At 55.1% G+C, this 17,405-nt stretch carries 16 protein-coding genes; 9 read left to right on the top strand and 7 right to left on the bottom strand.

The window, feature by feature from the left end; all coding sequences use genetic code 11:
• Position 1 precedes the first annotated feature (1 nt).
• The gene (locus tag ACRBB0_RS14100) at positions 2-1,069 is read left to right on the top strand and encodes a dihydropteroate synthase (protein WP_431375077.1); all 1,068 of its coding nucleotides are present in this window, start codon (positions 2-4) and stop codon (positions 1,067-1,069) included.
• A gap of 49 nt (positions 1,070-1,118) precedes the next feature.
• Here ACRBB0_RS14100 and ACRBB0_RS14095 read toward each other — a convergent pair whose 3' ends face one another.
• Positions 1,119-1,550 (bottom strand): hypothetical protein, encoded by a 432-nt coding sequence (locus tag ACRBB0_RS14095; RefSeq protein ID WP_431375076.1) that lies wholly within the window; start codon positions 1,548-1,550, stop codon positions 1,119-1,121.
• Positions 1,551-1,663: 113 nt separating this feature from the next.
• On the opposite strand from ACRBB0_RS14095, the gene ACRBB0_RS14090 reads away from it, so the two are divergent.
• A complete protein-coding gene (locus ACRBB0_RS14090; protein ID WP_431375075.1) occupies positions 1,664-2,446 on the top strand; it encodes a helix-turn-helix domain-containing protein in 783 nt (260 codons plus the stop codon).
• 6 nt (positions 2,447-2,452) lie between these two features.
• Here the strand turns inward: ACRBB0_RS14090 and mfd are convergent, their stop codons facing one another.
• Both mfd and ACRBB0_RS14080 read right to left on the bottom strand, forming a co-directional pair.
• The gene (mfd, locus tag ACRBB0_RS14085) at positions 2,453-5,914 is read right to left on the bottom strand and encodes a transcription-repair coupling factor (protein ID WP_431375074.1); all 3,462 of its coding nucleotides are present in this window, start codon (positions 5,912-5,914) and stop codon (positions 2,453-2,455) included.
• A 107-nt stretch (positions 5,915-6,021) separates the two neighbouring features.
• Entirely contained in the window at positions 6,022-6,543 is a 522-nt protein-coding gene (locus ACRBB0_RS14080) for a component of SufBCD complex (RefSeq protein ID WP_431375073.1), read from the bottom strand.
• Between the two features lie 169 nt (positions 6,544-6,712).
• On the opposite strand from ACRBB0_RS14080, the gene hemB reads away from it, so the two are divergent.
• Together hemB and ACRBB0_RS14070 are read left to right on the top strand one after the other, a co-directional pair.
• Entirely contained in the window at positions 6,713-7,711 is a 999-nt protein-coding gene (hemB, locus tag ACRBB0_RS14075; protein ID WP_431375072.1) for a porphobilinogen synthase, read from the top strand.
• Positions 7,712-7,834: 123 nt separating this feature from the next.
• Positions 7,835-8,389 (top strand): YSC84-related protein, encoded by a 555-nt coding sequence (locus ACRBB0_RS14070; protein ID WP_431375071.1) that lies wholly within the window; start codon positions 7,835-7,837, stop codon positions 8,387-8,389.
• 73 nt (positions 8,390-8,462) lie between these two features.
• Here ACRBB0_RS14070 and ACRBB0_RS14065 read toward each other — a convergent pair whose 3' ends face one another.
• Entirely contained in the window at positions 8,463-8,732 is a 270-nt protein-coding gene (locus ACRBB0_RS14065; protein ID WP_431375070.1) for an usg protein, read from the bottom strand.
• A 192-nt stretch (positions 8,733-8,924) separates the two neighbouring features.
• On the opposite strand from ACRBB0_RS14065, the gene gyrA reads away from it, so the two are divergent.
• Together gyrA and ACRBB0_RS14055 are read left to right on the top strand one after the other, a co-directional pair.
• On the top strand, positions 8,925-11,696 hold the full coding sequence (gene gyrA, locus ACRBB0_RS14060; protein WP_431375069.1) for a DNA gyrase subunit A: 2,772 nt from the start codon (positions 8,925-8,927) through the stop codon (positions 11,694-11,696).
• Positions 11,697-11,813: 117 nt separating this feature from the next.
• Positions 11,814-12,164, top strand: a complete 351-nt coding sequence (locus ACRBB0_RS14055; protein WP_431375068.1) for a DUF6614 family protein — start codon at positions 11,814-11,816, stop codon at positions 12,162-12,164.
• 32 nt (positions 12,165-12,196) lie between these two features.
• On the opposite strand, the gene ACRBB0_RS14050 is transcribed toward ACRBB0_RS14055, so the two are convergent.
• Together ACRBB0_RS14050 and ctaA are read right to left on the bottom strand one after the other, a co-directional pair.
• Complete coding sequence (locus tag ACRBB0_RS14050; protein ID WP_431375067.1) at positions 12,197-13,672, bottom strand: carboxypeptidase M32; 1,476 nt, start codon at positions 13,670-13,672, stop codon at positions 12,197-12,199.
• Complete coding sequence (gene ctaA / locus ACRBB0_RS14045; RefSeq protein ID WP_431375066.1) at positions 13,673-14,818, bottom strand: heme A synthase; 1,146 nt, start codon at positions 14,816-14,818, stop codon at positions 13,673-13,675.
• 189 nt (positions 14,819-15,007) lie between these two features.
• On the opposite strand from ctaA, the gene ACRBB0_RS14040 reads away from it, so the two are divergent.
• Positions 15,008-15,316 carry an SH3 domain-containing protein gene (locus ACRBB0_RS14040; RefSeq protein WP_431375065.1) on the top strand — a complete coding sequence of 103 codons (309 nt, stop codon included), beginning with the start codon at positions 15,008-15,010 and terminating at the stop codon, positions 15,314-15,316.
• An 83-nt stretch (positions 15,317-15,399) separates the two neighbouring features.
• Here ACRBB0_RS14040 and ACRBB0_RS14035 read toward each other — a convergent pair whose 3' ends face one another.
• On the bottom strand, positions 15,400-16,149 hold the full coding sequence (locus ACRBB0_RS14035; RefSeq protein ID WP_431375064.1) for an RNA methyltransferase: 750 nt from the start codon (positions 16,147-16,149) through the stop codon (positions 15,400-15,402).
• Between the two features lie 158 nt (positions 16,150-16,307).
• Here ACRBB0_RS14035 and ACRBB0_RS14030 point away from each other — a divergent pair, with 158 nt between their 5' ends.
• Positions 16,308-16,712 carry a TfoX/Sxy family protein gene (locus ACRBB0_RS14030; protein WP_431375063.1) on the top strand — a complete coding sequence of 135 codons (405 nt, stop codon included), beginning with the start codon at positions 16,308-16,310 and terminating at the stop codon, positions 16,710-16,712.
• A 75-nt stretch (positions 16,713-16,787) separates the two neighbouring features.
• Positions 16,788-17,405: a thiamine phosphate synthase gene (locus ACRBB0_RS14025; RefSeq protein ID WP_431375062.1), complete on the top strand. Its 618-nt coding sequence runs from the start codon at positions 16,788-16,790 to the stop codon at positions 17,403-17,405.

Here is a 17,405-nt window from a genome sequence, read left to right as displayed (position 1 = left end):
AATGACCCGTACTATTATTGAATCCAAAAGCAAAACCGCGATCATCGGTTTTGATCAGCCCTTCTGTGTGATCGGCGAACGGATCAACCCGACTGGGCGTAAAATCCTAAACGCGGAACTGGAAGCCGGCGATTTTTCCCGTGTTGAAGCCGATGCTCTTGCGCAGGTTGCTGCCGGGGCAACGGTACTGGATATTAACTCTGGCGCAGTATTTTCCAACAAAATGGCCGAAGATCCTCGGTATGCGGACAACAATTTCGTAGAACCGGATCTGATGAAGGCCTTGATCGAAAAAGTTCAGGCCGTCACCGACTGTCCGCTGTGTATCGACAGCTCTGTGCCCGGCGCTTTGGAAGCTGGTCTTGCCGCTGCTGAAGGCCGCCCTCTTCTGAACTCCGTAACCGGAGAAGAGGAACGCCTGGAATTGGTGCTGCCGCTGGTCAAGAAATACAACGTCCCAGTGGTGGCCATTTCCAACGATGACACCGGCATTTCCGAAGACCCTGAGGTTCGTTTTGCCGTCGCCAAAAAGATTGTCGAACGGGCCGCGGATTTCGGCATTCCAGCGCATGATATTGTTGTAGATCCGTTGGTTATGCCAATCGGCGCGATGGGAACAGCCGGGCTTCAGGTCTTCACCCTTGTGCGGCGTTTGCGCGAAGAGCTGGGTGTGAACACCACTTGCGGCGCCTCCAACATTTCCTTTGGATTGCCCAACAGGCACGGTATCAACAACGCCTTCCTGCCGATGGCAATGGGCGCGGGCATGACCTCTGCCATCATGAACCCAATTGCCCTGCCCGTCGGTCCGAAGAAGCTGGCCGAGAAGAAAACGCAAGTCGCGGCGGCGGGCATTACCCTACCCGATGATATGGACGACGAAGCCTTCTGCGTGATGTTCGGTCTGGGTTCGACCAAAGCCAAGCCCGGCAAGGAAATGGAAGCCATTCGCGCTGCCAACTTTCTGACCAACAACGATGATTCCGGCGGAGAGTGGATCAAGTTCAACAAAGTGCCTGGTGATGCCGGTGGCCGAGGCGGTCGCGGTGGCCGCCGCCGCCGCGGGTAACCAACAATGATTTTGAAACGCCCACCCTACGCAGGTGGGCGTTTTATTTTCATGCGGTTACAAGACGTTCTTCACGTCGTGCAGCCCAAATGGGCCAGACCACCAGCACAAGAAAACTTAGGTTTGCGATGGCGTTTACCGGTGCTCCAACGAGGATCGAGCCACTGCTGTCCACCAAATACCATCCCCAGATCATAACCAACAGCACTCTCCGGGTTTCACCGGGCAGTTGCCTCAAGTGTACCCCAGACAACCCCCAGACAACCAAACCAACCCCGACGCATAAACCGGCCATTATTGCCCCCAACATCTTGCCAGAAGTCAGCGTCAAAACTTCTGTCCCGGTTCCGCCGAAAGCCACGAGATCAAGCAAAAGACTCAGTGGCGTCGTGGCCCCCACCGCCAACAAAAGCCACGTCAGTAGACCAAAACCGATTATGATCACCGCGCCAAACCGCAGGCGTTTTTGTTCTGTTGTCATTGCACATTTCCTTTTCGAACAAAGTCATGCGCTGGTTTAGTCTCTACAAAATATGCATGACAATTACCTGAGAGGTAAGTGTTTTACCTCCGCAAAGCTGCTAATCTGTCCGCATGACCCAATTTGGACAAGACCTGAAAACCTGGCGCAGCACCCGTCGATTATCCCAGCTGGCTTTGGCAACAGAATGCGGGATTTCGGCCCGTCATTTGTCGTTTCTGGAAACCGGACGCGCGCGACCAAGTCGCGGCATGATCCTGCGGCTGAGTGAAAGCCTGTCGATGCCGCGCTCGGCCCGCAACCGAATGCTGATCGCCGCAGGATTTGCGCCGGTCTTTCCAGACATCCATCGCGACCAAGATGTGATGGCCCCGTTTGAAGCCGCCATCACCCGGATGCTCCAAAACCATGCGCCATTTCCGGCCGTGGTCATGGACCGAATGTGGCGTATTCTAGAGATGAATGCGCCCGCAGAAATGTTGTTTTCAGACTTGGGCCTACGAAGCGGTCAAAGCTTGATCGAAGTGATGTTGGATCAAAACATCGGCCCGCAAATCGTTGAAAACTGGGGGGAAGTTGGTCATCACGCATTGACGCGTTTGCGGGCTGAAAGCGCTGCTGCGGGCGGAATTCCTGAGCTTGAAGACGCCGCAGACAGGCTTACGCGTGATCCTGATGTTGCAAAGTTTGAACCCAGCATTCCTTTGCCACCAGTGACCGCCACAATCATCAAAGCCGGCCCCATGCGGCTGTCGCTCTTTAGTACATTCGCGCAATTTGGCAGCGCGGAAGACGTCACCCTTTCCGATCTTAAGATCGAACTGATGTTCCCGTCCAACGATGAAACCCGCCTGTTTTTGGAAAGCCTTGCGGACCCTTCGCAAGCTGAGCAATAATTCCAATCACTTAGAGCGTCTTTTAAATGTACCTGCTGCTTCGGCCAGATCACGGGCGATGGCAAAGGCCCCCTTAATTTTGTCCGCCTCGCTGCGCCAATCTCTTCTGACAATAATCTTGTTATCTTTGATCTTCGCCAGATCCCCCTGTGCCCTCATAAAGGTTACCAACCCTTCAGGCTTGGCAAATTTATCATTGTGGAATTGGACGGTCGCCCCCTTGGGCCCGCCGTCAAGCTTGGCAATCCCAGCCCGTTTACACATGGCTTTGATCCGAACGACCAACATCAACGTGTTCACTTCGCGCGGCAATTTTCCAAAACGATCAATGAGTTCTGCGGCAAACCCTTCAAGCTCAACCTTTGTCGTCAGCAACGACAAGCGGCGATATAGACCCAAACGAACGTCGAGATCGGGCACGTAATCATCCGGAATGAGAACAGGAACACCCAGGTTGATCTGCGGTGCCCATTGCCCGTCATCATCCGTCAGCCCTTCCATTTTACCGGATTTGATCTTGGCAATGGCCTCTTCGAGCATGGATTGGTATAGCTCATACCCGACATCGCGCATCTGGCCGGATTGTTCCTCGCCCAAAAGGTTGCCCGCCCCCCTGATATCAAGGTCTTGCGAGGCGAGGCTAAACCCAGCGCCAAGCGTATCAATCGACCCCAAAACCCGCAGTCGTTTTTCTGCCGTGGCCGTTAATTTTGCCCGTGGTTTGGTGGTGAGATAACAATACGCGCGGGTTTTCGACCGCCCAACTCGACCGCGAATTTGATACAGCTGGCTCAGGCCAAACATGTCGGCCCGGTGCACGACCATCGTGTTGGCCGTGGGAATATCAAGGCCGGATTCCACGATTGTCGTTGCCAGAAGCACGTCATATTTGCCATCGTAAAACGCGTTCATACGCTCATCAAGCTCGCCCGCTGCCATCTGGCCATGGGCCACAACATAGGAAATTTCCGGCATTTGCTCTTTGAGGAAGTCTTCGATTTCCGGCAGATCGGCAATGCGCGGCACAACGTAGAAAGACTGACCGCCACGATAGTGTTCTCGCAACAAGGCTTCTCGGATCGTCACAGCGTCGAATTCGGAGACATAGGTTCGGATCGCCAAACGATCGACTGGAGGAGTTCCGATAATCGACAAATCGCGCACGCCGGTCAGCGACAGTTGCAATGTCCGTGGGATCGGTGTGGCCGTCAAGGTCAGGACGTGGATATCTGAGCGCAGCTGCTTGAGCCGCTCTTTGTGCTGGACGCCAAAATGTTGTTCTTCGTCAATAATCAACAATCCGAGCCGATCAAAGCGCACCCCTTTGGCCAAAAGCGCATGTGTCCCGACAGCGATATCAACGGTTCCCCGCGCAATGCCTTCGCGCGTCAAACTGGCCTCTTTCGTGCCGACAAAGCGCGATAATGGCGCGACCTGTAGAGGAAAGCCCCTAAATCGTTCAGCAAATGACTTGTAATGTTGGCGCGCCAAAAGCGTTGTTGGCGCGATAACCGCAACCTGAACCCCCGACATGGCCGCGATAAACGCCGCACGCATCGCAACTTCAGTTTTACCAAATCCCACATCGCCACAGATCAAACGATCCATCGGCTGACCCGAATGCATGTCTTCCATCACGTCCGTAATGGCGTTCAACTGATCATCGGTTTCTTGGTACGGGAAACGCGCAGCAAAGCTTTCGTTTGCTCCGACTGGTGGATCCATCACCGGTGCCTTGCGCAGCGCGCGTTCGGCGGCAATGCGGATCAGCTTGTCGGCCATCTCTCGGATGCGCTCTTTGAGCTTGGCCTTTTTCGCCTGCCATGCCCCGCCATCCAGCCGATCTAGCAGACCTTCGTCATGGCCATATCGCGACAACAGCTCGATGTTTTCGACCGGCAAATACAGTTTTGCGTCTTCGGCATATTCGATACAAATGCACTCATGCGCCGCACCAACGGCAGTGATCACTTCCAGCCCTAAATAACGGCCAATCCCGTGATCGACATGCACGACCAAGTTACCCGGGCTCAGACTTTGGGTTTCGGTTAGAAAATTTTCGGCCTTGCGGCGTTTTCTTGGGGCGCGGATCAGGCGATCGCCCAGCACATCTTGTTCGGAAATAACGGTGATTTCACCGTTTTCCCACGGTGCCACAAACCCAGCCTCAAGTGACCAAACCGCCAGATGCAAACCACGTTTGCCGATCCGAGTGCCATGTCCAAGGGGGATCGCTTCGGCCAAGCCTTCGTCTTCAATCAAACCGGTCAGACGTTCGCGCGCGCCTTCGGAGTAAGACGCGATAAGAACCGGACCATTGGCCATTCGTGCTTTAACATGATCCGCCAAAGACCCGAAAAGGCTTATATTTTCTTGCTGGCGCTCGGGAGCGAAATTCCGCCCAATCCGCCCACCTGCGTCGACGACACCGGGGCCAGTGGCTTGGGGCAAGGGATGGAATTGCACCACGCGCCGCCCCGAAACGGCGACGTCCCACGCCGTATCGTCAAGATAGAGCAAGCCAGGCGGAACCGGTTTGTAGACGCTGCCCATCGTCTTTTTCTGCGTCAAGGCATGGGCGCGGGTCTCATATTGGTCGGCAATGCTGTCCCACCGCGACAGCCGCGAAGGAGTCATCTGATCGTCCAAAATGACCGGCACTTTGGGCAGATAGTCAAACAGCGTTTCCAGCGTGTCGTGGAAGAACGGCAGCCAGTGTTCGATGCCTTGATGTTTGCGCCCGGCGCTCACGGCCTCATACAGCGGATCATCTTTGACCGAGGCACCAAATTCGATCCGGTAATTCTGGCGGAACCGGGTGATGGCCGCCTCGTCAAGGATCACCTCAGACACGGGAGCCAATTCCACCATGTCCAGTTTCTCGGTGGTGCGTTGCGTCGCCGGGTCAAAGCGGCGCGCACCATCCAAGACATCCCCAAAGAAGTCGAGCCGGACCGGACCGCCTTCTCCGGGTGGGAAAATATCAACTATGCCACCGCGAATGGCGTAATCGCCCGGCTCGGTCACAGTCGGCGCTTGGCTAAAGCCCATGCGCACCAAAAACCCGCGCAGCGCCTCTTCGTCGACGCGGCTGCCAACCTGGGCAACAAACGCCGCTTGTCGCAAGACATTGCGGGCCGGAACCCGCTGCATCGCCGCCGACAAGGTGGTCAGCAGAATATATTGCGACGGCATCCCATGCAAAAAACCGGCCAACGCGGCCATGCGCGCCGCTGAAATATCGGCATTGGGCGACACACGATCATAAGGCAGGCAATCCCAGCCCGGAAAGCTAATCACAGGGACATCCGGGGCAAGGAACGCCAGCGCATCCCGCATCGCCGCGAGCCGCTTGTCATCGCGTGCAATATGAATGACCGGGCCAGCAGCCCGCGCCATTTCATCCAAAACCAATTTGGCGTCAAACCCCTCAGGGGCCCCGCCCATCAAAACATGTGTGTCTACCATAGGGACCGAATGCCTTTGCGCCAAAGCGAGGTCAACCTAGAGTTTGTTTTTGTACCGAATTGAGCAACCCGCGCCTCTTGGTGGCCCGCGTTGTCACGCAGACCGAATTACAAGATGTAAGACGACAGGTTGTGATACATACCCCACATGGCGATCACAAAAATCGACACCATGCCAACCATTTGCGTGCTCATCCGGTGAATCCGCAGCCGCCGCCAAAGCGCATCGCCGCTGTCTTCACCCTCTTTGACCTTGTTTGCAGAATAGATACTCAGCAGGCCAACAAATGTCAGCGGAAACAGCAGCAAAAAGATAGCTTGGGCAATCTCGATTCCATAAAAGAACCCCAAGACAACCAGCCCCGACAAGACCGCCGAAACCATGGCCGTGATCCATAAACCGGCTTCTTCGACGATGAACAAAAACCGGTTGGCATTGATACGCACCAGATCCTCGAGATCCTTTTCCGCTTGCCCGCCGTTGCGGCGCGCCCGTGTCACCATGTCAAACGGCACCCCCAGCACCCAATGGCTGATCGACGACCATGTCACGGCCAAGATGATCCAATACCACAGGTTCGAAAAAGACCGTGTGTCGATGACTTCAAAGACGGTGGAATACCAGTCCAATGTGCTGCTCTTTCTTTCGTGCCCGCCTATTCCGGCCTTGGCAATTTAACGGCGATGTGCGGTCGTTTCGCGGCCCAATGGCGCGACAGGCCAAATGGGACTTGAGACAATGATCATTCCATGCCACCCAAATGCGACGTTTACAAGGACTTCGCCCAAGGACCTCATTATGAAACCGACTGTTGCCCCCTTTCCCGCCACCCGGTTGCGCCGTTTACGCCGCACACCTGCGATTCGGGCCCTGGTCCAGGAAACGTCACTCACTCCGGGTGATTTCATCTGGCCGGTTTTTGTGCGGGATGGTGAAGGCGAGGTGGAACCAATCGCCTCCATGCCCGGTGTTAACCGTTTATCCGTGGACAAGGTGGTCGAAGCCGCGCGCGAGGCGCATGCGCTTGGAATTCCGTCGATCTGTTTGTTTCCCTACACTGATCCAAGCCTGAAAACCGAAGATTGTGCCGAAGCCTGGAACCCTGAAAACCTGTCAAATAAGGCCACACGCGCGATCAAAGACGCGGTGCCCGATATCGCGGTGATGACCGATGTCGCGCTTGATCCTTATAACATCAACGGCCATGACGGCTTTGTTGAAGACGGTGTGATCGTCAATGACCGGACAGTTGAGGCTTTGGTCAAGCAAGCCCTCAGCCAAGCAAACGCGGGGGCCGATATCATTGGGCCGTCGGATATGATGGACGGGCGCATTGGCGCTTTGCGTGACGGGTTAGAGGCTGGCGGGCATCAAGATGTGCTGCTGTTGAGCTATGCGGCCAAGTTCGCTTCGGCGTTTTACGGGCCATTTCGCGATGCGGTTGGGGCGTCCGGTGCGCTTAAAGGCGACAAAAAGACCTACCAAATGGAGGCCGGAAACTCTGACGAAGCGATGCGGTTGATCGAGCGCGATCTGCTGGAAGGTGCCGATATGGTCATGGTCAAACCGGGCATGCCCTACCTTGATATATGCCGCCGTGCCAAAGACATGTTCGGCGCGCCAACCTTTGCCTATCAAGTATCGGGCGAATACGCGATGCTGGCGGGTGCAGGCGAACGTGGCTGGGTTGATGGTGAAAAAGTCATGCTAGAGAGCCTGATTGCCTTCAAACGTGCAGGATGTGACGGAATTCTGACCTATTTTGCCCCGGCGGCTGCAAAAATCCTAAACGGATAGCGGCCTTTCGCCCAAGACACGAATCCGCGCGGCAAGGTGAGGTGACAAGCCTTGATTTGCTGCGTATAAGACGTGTTAACCGGCGCAAAAAGCCGGACCTGAGGCAGTGTTAAGGAAAGAGCGATGATCCTCTCAAGACGAAAACTGACTTTTGGCCTAGGGGCTGCTGCGCTTGTGGCGGGCTGTGGCAATGGTGTGGGCAGCCGCGGATCGATGACCATCGACGCCCGCGTGGATAGTACGCTGACACAACTGTATTCCGATTATCCCGCAACCCGCGATCTGGCTGCGAAATCGGTTGGTATACTGGTGATGCCTTTGATCACCGAGGCCGGTTTTGGATTTGGCGGGGCCTATGGCGAAGGTGCTCTGCGGGTTGGCGGTGCGACCGTTGACTATTATTCATTGGCCAAAGCCTCCGGTGGCTTGCAAATTGGTGCGTCGCAATACGCCCATGTTTTGTTCTTTATGACCCAAGAGGCGCTGACCACGTTCCGCCGCTCTCCGGGCTATGCGGCCGGTGCCAATATTGAATACGCGACGCCTGAAAAAGGTGAGAAGCTTGGTGCTGAGACCACCACGGCGCTTGCCCCTGTGATCGCGGTTGTCTTTGGTCAGGCTGGCCTGCGCCTCGGGGCGACCCTCGAAGGGGTGAAATACACCCGGATTATCCCGTAACGCGATTTGCGCTAAGAGGGGATCAGCCCCTCTTGGTCGCTTCGGCCGCATTGTCGCGGCAAATGAGTCGGGGCTAATGATATGTGAATTCGCCCACAACATGACGCCATTCACCCGCCGACACCATCTTGCGATGGGTAAAGCGAACCGAATGCAACGGACCTTCGATTTCATCATGCCAAAAGGCGATAAAATCAAATAGCCGGTCATGGTCCGGTGCCAAATCATAATCTTGCCAGATAAAACTGTTCAAAACATGCGGATAATCCGGCATGTGATAGAACAATTCGGCCGTGGTAAGCCCATATCCCTTGAGCATAAGTTCGGTTTCTGATCGTTGCATCCTGCGCCTCTTTCTTTTTGTTGTAAAAGAAGGCTGCGGCAAAAATCTTTACTTTTCAATAAAAACAACCTGTTAGCAGACATCACGGGTGGCTGCCAGAAATGCACCGTGACGCTGCCATTGCACCCTACATCCTGCATCTGTTATAAAACCTTCAACAATATATGGCAGATAACCGAGTAGGCACCCTACGTGAACGACACGCCAGAAACACCTGATAACACTGACGAAATGCCGCCTGAATACAGCGGTCCTTCGATCTCCATCGAACGTGAGATGAAAACCAGCTACCTCGATTACGCCATGAGCGTGATTGTAAGCCGGGCGATTCCTGATGTTCGCGACGGTTTGAAACCGGTCCACCGCCGCATTTTGTATCACATGTATGATGGCGGCTATACGCCCGACAAATCCTACCGCAAATGCGCCAAGCCCGTTGGCGAGGTTATGGGGAACTACCACCCGCATGGCGATAGTGCGATCTATGACGCGTTGGTTCGTATGGCGCAGGATTTTTCCATGTCTCTGCCGTTGATTGACGGTCAGGGCAACTTTGGATCCATGGACGGCGATAGCGCTGCGGCGATGCGCTATACGGAATCGCGGCTTGAGAAATCTGCGCTCAATCTTTTGCTCGATATCGACAAGGACACCGTTGATTTTCAGGACAATTATGATGGTAAGGAACGTGAACCCACGGTACTTCCGGCGCGATATCCAAATGTCTTGGTCAATGGGGCCGAAGGGATCGCCGTTGGTATGGCGACACGTATTCCGCCCCATAACCTTGGCGAAGTCATTGATGCTGCGCTTGCCCTGATCGACAACCCTGACCTGAGCAGCGAGCAGTTGATTGAATACGTCCCTGCCCCGGATTTCCCGACGGGCGGTGTAATTTTGGGCCGCTCCGGTGCCTACAAAGCTTATACAGAGGGGCGCGGAAGCGTCATTATTCGCTCGAAAACTCGGGTCGAGGAAATCCGCAAGGATCGCTTTGCCATCGTCATCGACGAAATCCCCTATCAGGTGAACAAAGCCACCATGATCGAGCGGATCGCCGAAGCGGCGCGCGACAAAAAGATCGAGGGGATCGCCCACGTTCAAGACGAATCTGATCGCAACGGTGTGCGGGTTGTGGTTGAACTGAAACGCGATGCGACCGCCGAAGTGGTTCTAAATCAACTGTTCCGCTTTACCCCGATGCAGACAAGTTTTGCCTGTAACATGTTGGCTTTAAACGGCGGTCGGCCGGAACAGCTTACTCTGCGCGGTTTCTTGACCGCCTTTCTGGACTTCCGTGAAGATGTGATTTTACGCCGCACGGCGTATTTGCTGCGCAAGGCCCGTGAGCGGAGCCATATCTTGTGCGGCCTGGCCGTCGCCGTTTCCAATGTTGACGAAGTGGTTGCGACCATTCGCGCCTCAGCTGATGCACCAGAAGCGCGCGCCAAACTGATGGAGCGACGGTGGCCTGCCCATGAAATCTTGCCCTATATCGCGCTCATTGATGATCCGACCCACAAGGCCAATGACGATGGCACCTACAACCTGTCGGAAACGCAGGTGCGTGCGATTTTGGAACTGCGTCTCCAACGTCTGACCCAGCTGGGTGTCAAAGAAGTCACCGATGAACTTGAAGAACTGGCCGCTAAGATCAAGGAATACCTTGAAATTCTTGGAAGCCGTGATCGCATCATGACGATTATTTCGGATGAAATGCGCAAAGTCCGTGAAGACTTCGCTGTGCCGCGCCGTACACAGATTGTCGACTGGGCCGGAGATATGGACGACGAAGACCTGATTGAACGGTCGGACATGGTCGTCACAGTCACCGCCGAGGGCTATATCAAACGGACCCCTCTGGTCGATTTCCGGGCGCAAAAACGCGGCGGCAAGGGCGTGTCCGGTGGTGCGATGAAAGACGACGACGTGGTGACCACGCTGTTTGTGGCCAACACGCATACACAGCTCTTGTTCTTCACCACCGATGGCATGGCCTACAAGCTCAAAACCTGGCGCCTGCCGCAAGGGTCTCGGACCTCCAAGGGCAAGGCGATTGTGAATCTTTTACCGATCCCATCAGGCGTGTCGATCGCTGCGATTATGCCGGTGGATCGGGACGAGGATGACTGGGACGATTTGCAGGTTGTCTTTGCGACATCCGCAGGAACTGTGCGCCGTAACAAGCTGTCAGACTTCACAAATGTGAAATCAAACGGCAAGATCGCGATGAAGTTCGAAGACGATCACGCTGAGACGAAACTGATTGATGTGCGCATTGCTGAAAACGATGATCACGTGATGCTGGTCACGGATTCGGGTCGTGCAATTCGCTTCCCTGCAACGGATGTTCGCGTGTTCAACAGCCGCGCGTCGGTTGGGGTGCGTGGCATCAAACTGTTGGGGGATGATCGCGTCGTGTCGATGGCTATCATTCGTCAGTTTGAGGCAACACCGGATGAGCGCGCGGCCTATCTCAAGATGCGTCGTGCCATGGCTGGGCTTGCCGATGATGCTGAATTGCCGACCGAAGAGGATGGCAACGCCAATACTCAGTTGAGCCAAGAACGCTATGCTGAGATGTCCGCGGCGGAAAATCTGTTGCTGACAATCACATCAAAAGGGGCCGGTAAGCTTAGCTCCAGCCACGATTATCCTGTTCGTGGGCGCGGCGGAATGGGCGTTCAAGCCTTTGACAAGGCCATGCGCGGCGGGCCCCTTGTGGCAAGCTTCCCGGTCGAGCTTGGCGATCAGATCATGCTGGCCACGTCGACAGGCCAATCGATCCGTGTTCCGGTTGATGGCATCTCGTTCCGCTCTCGCGGGGCTGGCGGTGTCAATGTCTTCCGCACGGGCAAAAAAGAGATCGTCGTGTCGGTCGCACGGATTGCCGATCAGGGTGACGACGAAATCGAAGACGCCGAAGTGATCAGCGAAACCGGACCCGACGCTGACGACACATAAGTCGGCGAGGCAAACCTACTAAAATGACCGGTTCTGGCTTTTGGCCAGGGCCGGTTTTTGGGTTTTAAGACCACATCAACTTCTCTCGGGCAAACTCGCCTATAAAGGAGAGCCGCGATGAACCTCTATACCTGTATGATTGACGTCAAAAACGATTCCAAAGCATTGGCTTTTGCCTATGCTATCGAAGTTTGGCTTGATCGTTTGATGACGGCTGGGGTTATTCAAAGGTGGCATTTATATCGCCGCAAATTGAATCTGGCATCGGATTGTTACCGCGACTTCCTTTTGCAGATCGAAGTCAAAGATCTTACTCAACTCGATCAAGCCTTTCGAATGAATGGCAGCCACGATGATGACATTGAGAGACTATACCGCGCCGTGCACGAACAGATCATGACGGCAGACTTTGGGCTCTATCGCCCATTTCCTGACCCTGAACGCGCTGAGCGGATGGCCTTGATATAGAAAAGGGCGGAGAAATCTCCGCCCACTCCGGTTTATAGCCTGTAGATGCCTTTGAACTTAGCTTCTAGGTAATCCAGCAAAGGTCCTTCGCTAGGGGCTTTTCCGGTGGCATGCTCAATCGTGGCCCGCGCCTCACGCAAACCGCCAAATTGCTGCAGATTGTCGCGCAGCCAACCGGTTGCAGTCGACGTGTCGCCTCGTGCCAATTCACTGTCCAGATCAGGGACCGCACCACGTAGCGCTTCGTAAAGACACCCGGCATAAACATTACCAAGCGAATAGGTGGGGAAATATCCGAAAAAGCCAGCAGACCAATGCACGTCTTGCAAAACGCCGTTGGATGCTTTGTCGACCGCATAGCCAAAATCGGCCTCAAATCGGTCGTTCCAGGCAGCTTCAAGGTCATCGACAATCAAGTCACCTGAAATAATCGCGCGCTCGAGATCAAAGCGCAGAAGCACATGCAAGTTGTATTGCACCTCATCCGCTTCGGTGCGGATATAGCCGTTTTTGATCCGGTTCACCGCGCCATAAAACGCATCCTCATCGGCAACACCGAAATCGCCAAACTCATCGCGCATCTGCCCATAAAGCCAGCCAGTAAAGGCACGCGAACGTCCCAACTGGTTTTCGTAAATCCGGCTTTGGCTTTCGTGAACACCCATCGACACGCCGCGCCCAAGCGGCGTAAGCCGATAGGCTTGATCGATGTTTTGTTCGTAACAGCCGTGGCCAACCTCATGAATTGTCGAATAAAAACAATTAAACGGGTCCAAAGGCTCGGTCCGGGTGGTGATGCGCACGTCATTGCCACTCCCAGAGCTGAACGGATGCACGGCCTTGTCAACACGGCCGCGGTTAAAGTCATATCCAAACTGCGCCGCCAGTTTTTCAGTGACCCGCATCTGGCCTTCAGGATCAAAGGTGTTATTCAACCCCATCAGATCGGGCTTGTCCAAAACCGCCTCACGCAAGGCCACAAGACGCGGGCGCAAAGCCCCAAACATCGCTTCAAGATCACTGGCTTTGGTGCCCGGCTCGTATTCATTCAACAGCCCATCATAAAGATCGCCATCCTCCGCCAAGGCCTGCGCCTCTTCTTGACGCAGGGCGACAATCTCTTTCAACACCGGTGAAAACTCGGAGAAATTATCATTTGAACGCGCTTGCGCCCAAATCTTATGTGCCCGGCTGGATATCCTTGCCAATTCCGCGACCAACCGTTCAGGAACCCGAGAGCTCCGCTCATAGGCGCGTCGGATCAGACGGATTTGCGCCCTTCCCGTCTCGTCCAAGTCGGCGTCATCAATCTTGGCAAGCCAATCGCCCACACGCGGGTCAATTTTACGCTGGTGAATCACGCCTTCGATCGCAGCGCATTCATCGGCCCGTTGATCACTGGCCCCATGAGGCATCATGGTTTCTTGGTCCCAGCCCAATCTCCATGAGATTTGCCCAAGAGCCTCTGTGTCGCGTTGGAAGGCCATGAGATCGTTGAAAGCGGTCATTTATGCGGTTCCTCGGATAGTTTGTTCAGTTGGATAGCGCGCCGCAAAGCGCGCCCGCAAGATTAAGGCCCACAAGATCACCGCGCCCAGCTGATGCAACAATGCCAAATGCCACGGCGCGATATAGAGCACCGTTACAATGCCCAGCAGAACCTGCACGCACAGCGCCGCAAAAACCGCGTTAAACCGGAATTGCGTATCCGCATTGGGCGATTTCCGTCCGCGACGCCAAACAAGAATGCCAAAGACAAACAACACATAGCCAAACACACGGTGAAGGAATTGGACCAGACCCGCGTTCTCGAATAGGTTGCGCCATATCGGTTGAATGTCAAACGCTTCCGGCGGAAAGATGCCACCCGCCATCAACGGCCAATCATTGAATGTGCGTCCCGCATCAATCCCAGCAACCAAGGCACCAAACAAAATTTGCAGAAAGGCAAAATGCATCAGCCCGGTCGACATTGAAAACAGTTTAGGCTCGGCCAAACGACGGGCTTGCATCAGATCACGCTCTTCGCGGCCCAACCCATAGACGTACCACGCGATGAAGCCCAAGATGACAAAAGCCAGCCCAAGATGTGTTGCCAATCGGTAAGATGCCACGTCGGTCATTTGACCGCTCAACCCCGATGAAACCATCCACCAGCCCACAGCGCCCTGCAATCCGCCCAGTACACCAAGTCCGAACAACCGTCCGGTCCAGCCCGTTGGAATCCGTTTTGCTGCCAAAAATCCAAAGAAACCGATCGCCCAGACCAGCCCAATGACACGGCCCAACTGGCGATGGCCCCATTCCCACCAATAGATGAATTGGAATTCAGACAGGCTCATTCCCTTGTTTTCCAACTGGTATTCCGGGATTTCCTGGTATTTGGCGAACTCAGCCTGCCAGGCCTCGGTGTTCATGGGCGGGATAGCCCCTGTCACCGGCTTCCATTCTGTGATCGACAATCCGCTATCCGTCAAACGTGTCAACCCGCCCACGGCTATCATCACCACAACCAGCGCAAACAGCAGCATAAGCCAGCCACGGATCGCGCGCCGCGCACCACGTTTTCCAGCATCAATCATACCGCCCGCCGGTTCGGCCACGGTGGTCTGAGCCTCGCTCACATCTTCGAACAGCTTGCGCTTTTCAGCCATGTCTTATCTCCATTTGCGCGCGACACTAGTGCCCACGCCGCCGGGCTTCAACCACCTGCGCACATGGGCCGACAGGGTAAGGAATACCTTGGTCAGACTTTCCTGACTTAGCGCCGCCAGCGCAATCATGTAGGTTGAATGCAGAATTTAAGACAGTGCCACACAACATTCTGACAAAGGACCTAGACCATGAAAAAGCTTCTGATCTCCGCCATTATCGCAGCCTCCGCTCTGGGTGCCACCGCCGCCACCGCCAGCTCGGCCTGGATCGAGCAAGGTATTAAACTGAATGCACGCTCCGGCCCTGGCACACATTACAAAGTTATCGGCACCTTCCATGCCTGCACAAATGTCCACGTCGTAGGATGGCAGCACGGCTGGGCCAAGGTTTCCTACAACCACCACTATTACTGGGTGTCTGGCAAATACCTGCAAAACCACGCCTGCACACATTACGCCCCAAAGAAAAAGCACAACAGCTATGGCAATAGCTACTGATCATCAGATCACCATTGGTCAGGGTCTCCCTCCCGTCCTGACCATGACTTACGGACCGGTTATGCCGGTCCGTTTTTCTGTTCTCAGTCCTGTTTTTTGTCTTTCCAACGCACCATCTGGCGCATCATACCGTGCAACATCTGCACATCAGCCCGGGTCAACGGCATCCGGCTCCACATATTGCGCAGATTGACCTTCATGCTGTCTGCCTTGTGGTCGGGATAAAAGAAACCGGCCTCCTCCATACGCTCTTCGTAGTGACGGGCGAGAAACTCAACTTCTTGACCACTGGCCACTTCGGTGCCAGCCAAGACTTCGGTCATTGGCTCCGCATTGGAATTGGCACGTTGCCACTCATACCCGCAGAGCAACACACATTGTGCAAGGTTAAGAGAGGCGTATAAGGGATTGACCGGCACAGAAATAATCGCGTTGGCCTGCGCGATATCGGCATTTTCCAAGCCGGCCCGCTCTGGCCCAAACATCACCGCGACCTTTTCCCCCCGCGCAATCCGTTTCTGCGCCTCGATCATCGCCTGTTCGGGTGTAAACACCGTTTTGGTCAAGTCACGCGACCGCGCCGTGGTCGCCATAACAAAGTTACAATCCGCAAGCGCATCGGGCAAATCATCGGTCAACAAGGCTTCGTCAAGCAACCGCCCCGCCCCAGATGCCATCGCCACGGCTTTTTCGCTCGGCCAACCATCGCGCGGAGCCACGACTCGCATATGATCCAACCCGAAATTCCACATCGCCCGTGCCGCTGCACCGATGTTTTCGCCCATCTGTGGCCGCACCAATACGAAAGCCGGCTGCGCTTGTCCCGATCCCATTGTCTTCTCCTGAATTCACCCTTGGGCCTAGGATGTGGGCGAAAAATGCGCAAGCCCCCAGTACGGAATGGGGGGCGATCTGGGGCAGGATCTGGGCAAAAAAGCTCCCCTATTTTCTTATGGTGATCTAAACTCGCGTCAGATCAAGGAGACCAGCGATGCCCTATGACGAAGGCCATGCCACAGTGATGCGCGACGACCTCTATGCCGCCGGAGAACTGCCGGGCATTGAAGAGAAACGCATGTTTGGCGGCCTGTGTTTTCTGAGCTTTGGAAACATGGTGTGCGGTGTGCACAAAGGCGGTGGAATGTATCGCGTCGGACCTGACCGATACAAAGACGCGCTCGCCCTTCCTGGTGTCGAAGAACTCAGCTTTACCGGGCGCCCGATGAAAGGTTTGGTCGAAGTCGACGATGATGTCTTGGGCGATGATGACACGCGGCGAAAATTGACCACGATGGCCATGGCATTCGCGGCGTCTCTCCCACCTAAACCCCCTAAAAAGCCTTCGAAAAAGGCCCCGCGAAAACCGTCGAAGAAAACTGGTGTCTCAAAAGCCTAACGGGCGAAAACCGGATGGCCAAAACCGCCAAGGCAGGATAAAACATCCGTCAATCCAAAGTAAAAAGAGCGCTCCATGGCTGATCAGGACCACCCTCAGATCTATCTCGTGACCCCACCGGACTTTGATCTGAGCAGCTTCCCTGCCCAACTCGAAACCGTTTTGCAAGGGGCCGAGATCGCCTGTTTGCGTTTATCCCTGGCAACCCACGACGAAGATCGCCTGACCCGCGCCGCCGATGCCATTCGGGATGTTGCGCATCGCGCCGATGTGGCGCTGGTGATCGACACTCATGTAGTTTTGGCCAAACGTCTGGGGTTGGACGGTGTTCATTTGCTTGATGGCGCGCGCACTGTGCGCCACGCGCGCAAAGAACTCGGGCCGGATGCCATTGTTGGGGCCTATTGTGGCCAGTCGCGTCATGACGGCATGAATGCGGGCGAAGGCGGGGCTGATTATGTTTCCTTTGGGCCTGTGTCGGGGTCATTGGGCGATGGAGAATTGGCGGAAGATAACCTGTTCGATTGGTGGTCAAAAGTGATCGAAGTCCCGGTGGTGGCCGAGGGTGGTATCACCGTTAAGCGTGTCGCAGAGCTTAGCCCAATGACTGATTTCTTTGCCATTGGCGAAGAGATCTGGGCAACAGAAGACCCGCTTGCAACGCTAAACTCCCTTGTCAAGGCAATGAGTTAG

This window comes from Pelagimonas sp., from assembly GCF_050633425.1.
In the GTDB taxonomy this organism is placed as follows: Bacteria; Pseudomonadota; Alphaproteobacteria; order Rhodobacterales; family Rhodobacteraceae; genus Pelagimonas.
Note: the sequence above shows the minus strand (reverse complement) of the source record. Positions and strands in the feature narration are given on the sequence as shown.